This is a genomic window from Ruegeria sp. BI11, from assembly GCF_056538005.1.
Genome location: NZ_JBQFSM010000022.1, coordinates 23335 through 31977, shown reverse-complemented (window position 1 = coordinate 31977; position 8643 = coordinate 23335). Strand labels below are relative to the sequence as shown.

The 8643-nt window shown below is 54.2% G+C and carries 11 protein-coding genes; 4 read left to right on the top strand and 7 right to left on the bottom strand.

Annotated elements, in window-relative coordinates:
- The first annotated feature begins 188 nt into the window (after nucleotides 1-188).
- A complete protein-coding gene (locus ACR0DT_RS24220) occupies nucleotides 189-1100 on the top strand; it encodes a hypothetical protein (RefSeq protein ID WP_480713234.1) in 912 nt (303 codons plus the stop codon).
- Nucleotides 1101-1459: 359 nt separating this feature from the next.
- On the opposite strand, the gene ACR0DT_RS24215 is transcribed toward ACR0DT_RS24220, so the two are convergent.
- The 7 genes from ACR0DT_RS24215 to ACR0DT_RS24185 form a co-directional block, all read right to left on the bottom strand.
- Nucleotides 1460-1654: a hypothetical protein gene (locus tag ACR0DT_RS24215; protein WP_480713233.1), complete on the bottom strand. Its 195-nt coding sequence runs from the start codon at nucleotides 1652-1654 to the stop codon at nucleotides 1460-1462.
- 9 nt (nucleotides 1655-1663) lie between these two features.
- Nucleotides 1664-2266 (bottom strand): hypothetical protein, encoded by a 603-nt coding sequence (locus tag ACR0DT_RS24210; RefSeq protein WP_480713232.1) that lies wholly within the window; start codon nucleotides 2264-2266, stop codon nucleotides 1664-1666.
- On the bottom strand, nucleotides 2263-2670 hold the full coding sequence (locus tag ACR0DT_RS24205; RefSeq protein WP_480713231.1) for a hypothetical protein: 408 nt from the start codon (nucleotides 2668-2670) through the stop codon (nucleotides 2263-2265). Before ACR0DT_RS24205 ends, ACR0DT_RS24210 begins: the two co-directional genes overlap by 4 nt.
- Nucleotides 2667-4031: a DUF3560 domain-containing protein gene (locus ACR0DT_RS24200; protein WP_480713230.1), complete on the bottom strand. Its 1365-nt coding sequence runs from the start codon at nucleotides 4029-4031 to the stop codon at nucleotides 2667-2669. Before ACR0DT_RS24200 ends, ACR0DT_RS24205 begins: the two co-directional genes overlap by 4 nt.
- A 686-nt stretch (nucleotides 4032-4717) precedes the next feature.
- Entirely contained in the window at nucleotides 4718-5752 is a 1035-nt protein-coding gene (locus ACR0DT_RS24195) for an Abi family protein (RefSeq protein ID WP_480713229.1), read from the bottom strand.
- Between the two features lie 248 nt (nucleotides 5753-6000).
- Nucleotides 6001-6222, bottom strand: a complete 222-nt coding sequence (locus tag ACR0DT_RS24190) for a hypothetical protein (protein ID WP_480713228.1) — start codon at nucleotides 6220-6222, stop codon at nucleotides 6001-6003.
- Between the two features lie 76 nt (nucleotides 6223-6298).
- The gene (locus ACR0DT_RS24185; RefSeq protein WP_480713227.1) at nucleotides 6299-6541 is read right to left on the bottom strand and encodes a hypothetical protein; all 243 of its coding nucleotides are present in this window, start codon (nucleotides 6539-6541) and stop codon (nucleotides 6299-6301) included.
- A 217-nt stretch (nucleotides 6542-6758) separates the two neighbouring features.
- Here ACR0DT_RS24185 and ACR0DT_RS24180 point away from each other — a divergent pair, with 217 nt between their 5' ends.
- From ACR0DT_RS24180 to ACR0DT_RS24170, 3 genes are all read left to right on the top strand, one after another.
- On the top strand, nucleotides 6759-7223 hold the full coding sequence (locus ACR0DT_RS24180; protein ID WP_480713226.1) for a GIY-YIG nuclease family protein: 465 nt from the start codon (nucleotides 6759-6761) through the stop codon (nucleotides 7221-7223).
- Nucleotides 7193-7903 carry a hypothetical protein gene (locus ACR0DT_RS24175; RefSeq protein ID WP_480713225.1) on the top strand — a complete coding sequence of 237 codons (711 nt, stop codon included), beginning with the start codon at nucleotides 7193-7195 and terminating at the stop codon, nucleotides 7901-7903. Before ACR0DT_RS24180 ends, ACR0DT_RS24175 begins: the two co-directional genes overlap by 31 nt.
- Nucleotides 7904-8082: 179 nt before the next feature.
- The gene (locus ACR0DT_RS24170) at nucleotides 8083-8337 is read left to right on the top strand and encodes a hypothetical protein (RefSeq protein WP_480713224.1); all 255 of its coding nucleotides are present in this window, start codon (nucleotides 8083-8085) and stop codon (nucleotides 8335-8337) included.
- The last annotated feature ends 306 nt before the right edge of the window (nucleotides 8338-8643 follow it).

The following is an 8643-nucleotide window of genomic DNA, read 5'->3' as shown; positions in this document are numbered from 1 at the left end:
GCCCCCACATGAAGAAAAGGCGCGTCACCCCAAATCTCGACAGCCGTCAAACCAGCCAAAACATCGACTTCTTCAACAGTATCCGGACAAAACGGCCATTCACATCGTAATAGCGAATGGCGGCTTTTTGAGGTGGTTCGGGCGCTCAATGCCTTAAAATAGTCACTCGGGAAAATTAGCTTTCACACATGGATCGTCCAGACTTTCAATTTCGACAGGCGCAAGCTGCATTCGACCTGATTTGGTTGCTGCAAGCTCAAGACGATGTTCTGCTTGCTCAGATTGGCGGTCAGGAGTTTCCAAGGATCGTTCGGGAAAGGTCGTGTCGCTTTGAAGACGAGGCAGACGCAAAGTGCTATGAACGACTCGCGGTCATAGCTTTGGATTCCTCTGAAGGGGCAGACATCGCAGTTGCAATGATCGTGGTCACCGATCTTCAAAGGGGATTGTGGAGCGGCGACACAAAAGACTTCGCCAAAATGGCGGAAGAGAAAATACTCGCCTCACGTCGGCATATTCGCACCGCTATACTTCGCGGCTTGGACATTCTCGAAGACTTCTCCTACAGCTATAAACCAGCAGAGTACTTTCTGCCTCATGAAACTAGGCTGACACGCCCAGCCGAGCAAGTACTTCCCGAACTGTGTGAGGTCGCCAAGACAATGGACGAGCCAACGCGCAAAAGCGTTGCTGCCGCCGATTACGGAAGTGATATCGACCAGCATCTGGAAGCTCTGAACGACGCGCTTTCGTCGGAGACATGCCTATTCCCAAAAGATGTTTGGTATCCAAGCGAAGTCGTCGAACTTGTATCTCACGTGCGATCAACGCCTGGTTTCGTGCCTTGTACTGCGCTCCTTTTGGCAAATGCACTACAGGGCAGAGACAACGTCGGCTGGTTTAAGTTTCGTTGGACCAACTTAGCGGCTGACTACAATGACCTTCCCAAGAGCGTTCGCGCTCCAATTTTGGCGGGCCTTCGAATTTTGTATGAGTCTGGCGAAGATTTCATGCCTTACTCCGGAGCCAAACACTGTGATCCAGTCACTACGCTGGAAGGCATGATTGATTTTGTGAAGTTGCCAGATGACTCGTTTTAGGTTGTCTGAAAGCGGTCATTCGTTGGCGATACAGCATCGGACACTCTGGGCTCAAATCAGTCATCCGACGCTTTTGGTCGGTCTTATTGCTCGGCTCGTCGTGCCCAATGGCAGATGAGCGGACGATATCTGACATTGGCTTGTCTCAGCTCCGAGGCAGCTCTGGCCTCATACATTCGGGCAGCGGACTTGCAATGCGTTCGTGACGGCGGCTTATTGCAGGATGACCAGGCCGTGCAGCGGCCCCGTGCGCGGGCAGCGCACAGTCCTGGCGAACTGGGGCAAGCGGCCCCGGTTCGCCGGGACACCAAAGGCGACCAGAGGAAAGTGCGCCACACATGGCGGCGCGCTGACTGTGGTCAAACCTCCTTTCCGTCGCGGTCAAACCGGCGGACGAGCTGAAAATCTATGAAGCCAGACGACACCAGATCGGCGAAATGTGCGCGGGCTTCGTCTGAATCGGCGTAAGTTTCCGGGTCTGCTCCATCCGGCAAGTCGATTTCAAAAAACTGCATTGCATCACAAGCAATCCTGACAATTGGTTTTGTAGACATCTGGTTTCCTCAGCGGCGGATTCTTATGATCTTTGTGTGAACGCGGGCCGTCGCAAATGTGTCTGGCGGCAAGGTTTCGAGTTCTTCGGCCTCGTCGTGGTGAAACGTGACGGGGACCAGGGCAACAAGTGTTGCCGGCTCGTCGTGCCCGCCCCGCCCTAGCAGCGACAATGCGGCCTCGATGTGCTGGCGAACCTGCCGAAACGGAGGATTCATGATGATGCGCGGAAATTGCGCGCGGCCTTTGACTTCTTCCGCATACTCAAGAAAGCAACGGTTGATCGTCGGACCGATCGCGCGCAGCTTTGCCGCAAGCGTGTTGTGGCGCTCGATCATGGTCAATTCGCAAGTGCTGTGACCTGATGCAATCAGCGCCTTTGCGAGCTGGCCGGTTCCGGCGCTTGGCTCCAATGTCAGATAGTCACCTTGCGGCCCGAGATAACCAACCATCCGCGCAGCGACAGGATCAGGCGTAACGTGGCATTCGGTGAACTTATCAACGGCGATGACTTCAGGGGCCTTCAGCTCGTCCAGCTTGGGCGCATCCTGTCGCGCCCTAACCGGAATGGTTAGGGGCTTGTTTGGACGGTAATAGATGCTTGGTCGCTTCATAGTACGGCCTCTACAAATTGATGACGCCGGGCAGCGCGCAACCATGCGGCAATCTGGTCACGCGGCATATTCATTGGGGCGCCGGCCCATGACAGCCAAACAGCGGCGGTCGCTCCGTAAGCTGAGCGGCAAGATATGAGGCGAACACCATTCTTCAGGCGGTAGACCTTCCGTGCCGTTGCCAAACGACGCCCCGTAACGGCCCTTCCCGGAACCGATATACGCGAAAAACCATGCCGGACGTATTCCATCGGGTCGGCCTCAACGATCTGACATTCTCTCTCTGTGTGACCGTGTTTGAGTGCCTTTTCCCGGATCCCCTGCAGGTTCTCGGGCAGGATTGCCGCGCCCTGAGTGAGCGCGACAGCGAAGGTGTAAAGATGGGTTTCCCAATGGTGGCTCACTGGTCGGCCCCCGCTTCCTGAGTGCTGGCCGGAGCGTCGTGCTGCTTTTGGTCGGTGATGAACACAGCAACCCGAGGGCAAAGATAATAAGGGCCTTTGTGTTCAGGGTCGGGGGCCGTCCGGAACCGGAATTCACCACAAGCGGAATAGCGAATGTACCGGCTTTCGCTCCGAATAGAGCCATGCTCGGCTTTGGTCATTTCGACCTGCCGGAAAGTCTCTGTAGGTTCAGCGCCGCGATAGACTGCGTTCGATTTGCCGATGATCTGACCAGACGCCGCTTTGAAATTGAGGATAGGCGGCTTTGCCGGTTTCTTTGCTGGCGGCACGTAACCACAAGACTGCATCAAGTCGCGCCATTCATCGGCGGACATCTCAACGGTGCTGCCGTTGGCGACATGGGCGGGCAACGGCGCGTCACATTCCACGGAAAACAGATCGTCATCGGCTTTTTTGCCTTTCGGCTTGTCTGCACCGTGTTCACGAACGAACATTTGCAAGAGAGTCGGCGTAATCTCACCTTCGAACCGTGGCACCTCACCCAGCATTTCGCGCTCATATGAAAGGCGGTTGAGGGTGTGTGAAATGCGACGGGACAGGTGGTCACTTGCGATGGTGCGTTTTGCTGCCTCAATACGCTGCGCACGGGCTTCTGCCGGGGTGGTCTTACCCTCTGCAACGGCAGAATATAGGCCATAAGGAACCGAAGAATGGCCGCGAGCCAGGATCAAATTGATTTGCCCGTCAGTGGTCGCGCTCTCCCACATTGCAAGGGCCTTATGGGCAGCGTTCAATGCACGCTGAAGGTCGCGCAGCTCGGCCAGTAGCTTCTTGATCCGCCCCGCTCTGACTTTTGGGTCGTTCTTCATGTTTGCGTGAGCCTCGACGCCTGCCGCGCGATATTGCCAATAGCTGATAGCACTATGCGCCTTGACGGCCTTGTCCATGGCGTTGTGCATCCGCTCTTGCGTCTTCCGGGCCTTCCGCTCGGAGTGATGCCCAACAAGAATGGGCTGACCAAATTCGAAGGCGCGGGACAGCTCGTCGGCTGCTCGGTGAAATGCGTTTGCCTGTTCCGCGCGCTTCTCTGCGATCCCGTCCAAGCGTTCCGCTTTGATCTGCGCCCGCTCGGCAAGTGTGGTTTCTTCGGGTTCAATCTCGCCTGCCAGTTCAAGCGCAAGGTTTTCACGGGCAACAGTCCACATGGGTGCAACAAAAAGCTCCTGCTTAGGTGCCCATTTGAAGCCTGCGGCTTTAACCCGCTGGAAGGTTTCGGCGTCCAATCGCTCCGAAGCATACAAACGGATTTTGTTGTCCTCGGGGGAGTAGGTTGCGGTGATATCAAATTCAAAATCAGCCATTCGTGGCGTCTCCTTATCGTGGCGATGCGGTTGCCGATGTTTCCCGGCTATCCGCTAATGGGCGCGGCCTTCTGATCTGTTGGCTGAAAGACCCCGTGTCTTTCGGCTGGCAGAGCAGGAAGGGCAAAGCCCTGCCTGTGGCCTGGGGCGGGACTGTCACGGGGTCGGAGCGGCAAAAAAATGGGAGGGAACCGCGCGCAGGGCGCGTGGGAGGAACCGGTTTTTTTGACGTGGAGACGACGCGCCATGCGCGGCGCTTGCCCCTTGACCGGCCCGACGCAGGATGCGGGCGGATCGGGATGATGGGGCCGGCCCTCGGCCGGGCACAGCAGCCCCACTATTGGACAATGCCAGGGTTGGGGTGAGCGCGCGTCAGCGCGTCGATCCCCTACCCTGTCCAATACTCAATGCGAGCCGCGCGCCCCGCGCGGATCTCCCCGGACTATTGCAAAAGCGGGCGTCACCCTTTGGGCCGAAACAAGCATGTCCTGGCGACCATTTGGCCGCGGTTAAGCTGGCTCGGGACGAGACAGGTTCACCGCTACCCGGGCCGAAGGGAGAAAGGATATGATTGGTTCGGGTCGGAGGTCGGCGCAGCCGGCGTCCGACTAGCACGCGGTCACGCGCCACAAGGCGCGGGATTTGCCCGGAACATCATTGCAGACATTCAGCAGCGTCAACGGCTCTTATTTCCAAATGGACTCTTCTAACCACTTATCGAAGAAACCGGCACTATCCAGCGTTACATAAGGGTTTTTGGGCAAAGTGGCGACATGTTCAATCAATCGTTCGCCCCACTTGCTGGAAGGGTTAATGCGCTTCAACAAGAACTGAAGCATCACCGCCGAGGTGTAGAATCTTGTTTGTTTATGGGTCTGACCAACGAGGTGATCCAAATCCGGAACATCGCCTGCCCGAACCCATGAAGGCCGAGCTGCCATGTTTCGGTTCCACAGGCGCGAATGGTGGGCGCAAAAATTCCGGACATCGTTGAGGTTTCGCAACCACGATTCAAGTATGTCACCTGAAGAGAGGCCATAAAGAGCAGCGATCTTATCCCTATCAGCGACCGTCATACCGCTATAAAAATGAGACAGTGTTCCAAAGTCCCAGAGCTCAACGGCGACCCAGATAGGCGGGACATCGCCTGGATATTTAGCTTTGAAGTGCTTTGCAAAATCCTCTTTGGACTTTCTGAATTTGCTGTCCAGCCGCGCCAACCATTCGTCCAACTTAGACTCGCTGGCTTTGGCAGGGCTTTTGAGGACGAAACTAACGGTCTTCGGAGAAACACCCACAATCTGAGCTATTGCCTGTTTAGTAGGCTTTGGTGTTTGCCCTGCCAGACTCTGGATCTGCGCGATACGGGCAAGCGCAACATTTGGGCGGCTGAAATTACCGTGCAGAAGTAAGGGTTTGCGATGGGCCCAGGGATCATGAACACCAAGCAGTATTGCTATATCGGTCCGGATACCTATTTCAACTCGCTCAAGTGCATCCAGCACAATGAGACGTAGCTTTTTGTCGAAGACGTAGAAATCCAAAGCGTCGGAGAAACTTGTACCGTCGCGGAAATCATCGAGGATACGGGTCTTCGTCCGATTGTCAGCAGGATCAAGGTATTGAACGGACTTTCGGTTAGGAAACCAATACGCGCTCAACCGATAGTACCCAATGCGCGCAAGACGCGCTTTAGCTTTATCTTCGTTCGTTATTGCCATCCCACGACTGCGAAGGAGAGCAATTTGCTGATCGGTTGTGAGGAACGGTTTGTGGTAAGGTGCCAATGATTTAGGCTCTGAAAATGAGAACTGACCCGTACACTTACGTGCAGAGGGGCCAGTCATGTCACTAATCTATGTAAGGTATGGCTCTTAAGATTTCCACAACAAATGTGAGCAGCTGCTAATAAAAGGCAATGAGTGGCGACGAAAGGTAACGAAACTGCCGTTGATCTGTCGTAAAACTCTTAATTGAAACCGTGTTTGAGCAACGAGCGAAAACCTTCGGCGTCGTGTTGTTCGTTGAAGATGAAATACTGGCGCTTAAGGCTCCCTTCGCTTTCATCATCAGCAACATCGACGGCCATTCCCCACCCACCAGGAACCGGCACCACTTCCAAGACCGGCGTTGTGAGTAGGACTGCTTTCTCTTCAGGCGTCATGCTCTTGACCGGTACTGGATCGCTCATTCGCTTGCTCACTTGCTGGATGTCGCTACTTCAGAAACGCATCGCAAAACTGGTGGCCGGATTCCAATATTGAAACCTACGCTATGGCTCGGAGATCTGCAGGCTGATTGGGAATGTTTGGTCGACTTTGCCCGATCATCCTAGAAACACGGACATAGCCGAAGCGCTCAGCTTCTTCGATCCCAGCGAGGAAGTCATAAGGATCAAGGTCTTTGGTGAACTCATGCTGAATTAAGGTTTCGAGATCTATGCCCAGCATCTGCTCTCCAACAACATCGCGGATTGCCATAACGACCTTTGCCGCCGGTTCGCTTACCATCAGTAGACACCTTTTCCAGAAGTTTCACCGTAGGGTTTTGTAAGGGTTTCAAGGCTCGTGTTTTTCATCGTTGGAATACCTTGTCCTCAATTTGTAACCGTGAAGATAGTCAATGCGTACAGAACAACCTTTGGTTTGTCTAAACTTGTTTAACTCGCTTGTATTGGGGTGCATTGTATGACTGACAGTCATTCCTGAAACACATTCGAGATCAACTATGAAGCGGTCAAATGGCAGGAAGCGTCGATCAGCGGGAGTCCGGTGGTTGGCGCAAAGAGTGAAGATAGGAACCGTCTATTTGATGGTAAGCCGGGACAGCCCGGATCTGTTCAAGATCGGCTTCACTGAACGTCTTACGAACGATCGACGCCGGGAACTCGAACGTGGGTCCGGAGAGAGCCTGACTATCGCATATTCGGTGTCGATGCCCTGGGCGTATGCTACGGAGCAACGGTTACACAACTTCTACCGACGTCGCCTGCTGGGCTCGGCCCGCGAGTTGGGGACTGAATGGTATCGGCTGAGACGATGGGAAAGCCTATCAGGTGTGCGCCGACGTATGAACAGCATTGCAAAGCTGACGGAATGGGAAGCACGGCTAAAGCTGGCCTGGCGTAAAGGAGCCGAGATTCATAATCTTCAGCAACCCGCATGTTTTTACAAGCAATTGATAATAATATGAAAATATCCTGTTTTCTCATCGCAATCTGTTTGTTCTGGCCTAGGCCCGCGATGACCGACCCGCTCGTTGACGTCACCATTCGGCTGATGGACAAACCCGATGCCGGTCTTGAAGAGTTCATGAAGCACGTCACTGCTGCATTCTCAGAACCCGTTGCTTTCGGTCCAGCCTTCGGTCCTGCAGACGTTCCCGCCGGGCATGAAGACCCGGTATATTGGGCAGTTTCATTCTCCACATCGATTGACGAACACAAGGTTGATGGACAATGCAACCGAATCGGCCGCGAAAGCGACCTGCTACTGCGAGCTTCCGGGGCTCGGGGCATAAATGCATCCAAGCTGTCTGCCGATCTGTTTGACCCCCAAAAAACGTTGCAAGGATGGTGGCAAGAATCCATGTCGGCGTTTGCTGACGACGCCGTTGCACGGCTGGATTGCTCGTTGAATACTGGTCAGTATGTCGACGCTACCGCCATTGGAAACGAACTTGGTACTATCTTCACCGATGTTCAATTCAACGATGATTTGTTGAACCTGCTCAACTCGGGCGTTTTTGAAATCGAGGCGAGCGGCGGTGTTTGGGAAGCCAACCGCAGACTGGACAACGCTCTGATCCGTTCACACGGCAGACTCGGGACACAGTTCACGGTCACATCCTGGCTTCGAACTCCCAACAGCTAAAATCAGGTAATCAGCCTTTCCAGTTTTCGAGTGTAACCGCGGTTACATTGGCTCGACCGGTATGTAGATTGCCCCAAAAAGACCCGTCGAAGCATTAATGCAGCTTAATGATCAGGAAACGCCGCCGTCATCCGCGCTCCCCAAATAACTATCGTAGAGATTGGTTAAGGGAGGAGGGAATGAAGATGGCTTATATTGGTCCAGTATTAAATTATGGGTTTTTCTCTTGGCCCACCGCCTCGCCTGAAGAGAAAAAGGCTCGGCGCAAAGGAAAGCTCAGAGGATTGGATTCCATGACAGACAGAGAATTGAGAGATCTGGGTATTCCTGCGAGCAATTCAGACAATCTGTCTGTGACCACCACGTTAATGACCGATGGTCTAAGTGTGGGCATGCCCTTGTCCGCAAAGCGGCATCACGGGGGGAAGATCTGACGTCGATTCAGCGGAGTGTAACCGCGGTTACAGTCGCCGGGTTAGAAGTGTGTAACCGCGGTTACATCCCTCGAACCAGCCCCAAGTTGCCAAAAAAGAGGCCCGCCGAAGCGGGCCAGTTATTCCTTTTTCGCCACGAAAAAGGTCATGTAATCAGATACTATGATTTCGCATTGGGGGCCAGTCTTGCGCTAACCACCAGCCAACGAAACTAGATTAGGGGCATTCTCACACGAGATGTTCCACGCCTTCCCTACCAGATCACAACGGCATGGACCGACCATGACCCAAAGCCCATGCCCCGGC

Bases quoted from the DNA above. Each gene is read 5' to 3' on its own strand.
- ACR0DT_RS24180 (WP_480713226.1), top strand. From the start codon at position 6,759: ATGAAGCGGTCAAATGGCAGGAAGCGTCGATCAGCGGGAGTCCGGTGG.
- ACR0DT_RS24190 (WP_480713228.1), bottom strand. From the start codon at position 6,222: ATGAGCGATCCAGTACCGGTCAAGAGCATGACGCCTGAAGAGAAAGCA.
- ACR0DT_RS24210 (WP_480713232.1), bottom strand. From the start codon at position 2,266: ATGAAGCGACCAAGCATCTATTACCGTCCAAACAAGCCCCTAACCATT.
- ACR0DT_RS24175 (WP_480713225.1), top strand. From the start codon at position 7,193: ATGTTTTTACAAGCAATTGATAATAATATGAAAATATCCTGTTTTCTC.
- ACR0DT_RS24215 (WP_480713233.1), bottom strand. From the start codon at position 1,654: ATGTCTACAAAACCAATTGTCAGGATTGCTTGTGATGCAATGCAGTTT.
- ACR0DT_RS24200 (WP_480713230.1), bottom strand. From the start codon at position 4,031: ATGGCTGATTTTGAATTTGATATCACCGCAACCTACTCCCCCGAGGAC.
- ACR0DT_RS24185 (WP_480713227.1), bottom strand. From the start codon at position 6,541: ATGGTAAGCGAACCGGCGGCAAAGGTCGTTATGGCAATCCGCGATGTT.
- ACR0DT_RS24170 (WP_480713224.1), top strand. From the start codon at position 8,083: ATGAAGATGGCTTATATTGGTCCAGTATTAAATTATGGGTTTTTCTCT.
- ACR0DT_RS24220 (WP_480713234.1), top strand. From the start codon at position 189: ATGGATCGTCCAGACTTTCAATTTCGACAGGCGCAAGCTGCATTCGAC.
- ACR0DT_RS24195 (WP_480713229.1), bottom strand. From the start codon at position 5,752: ATGGCAATAACGAACGAAGATAAAGCTAAAGCGCGTCTTGCGCGCATT.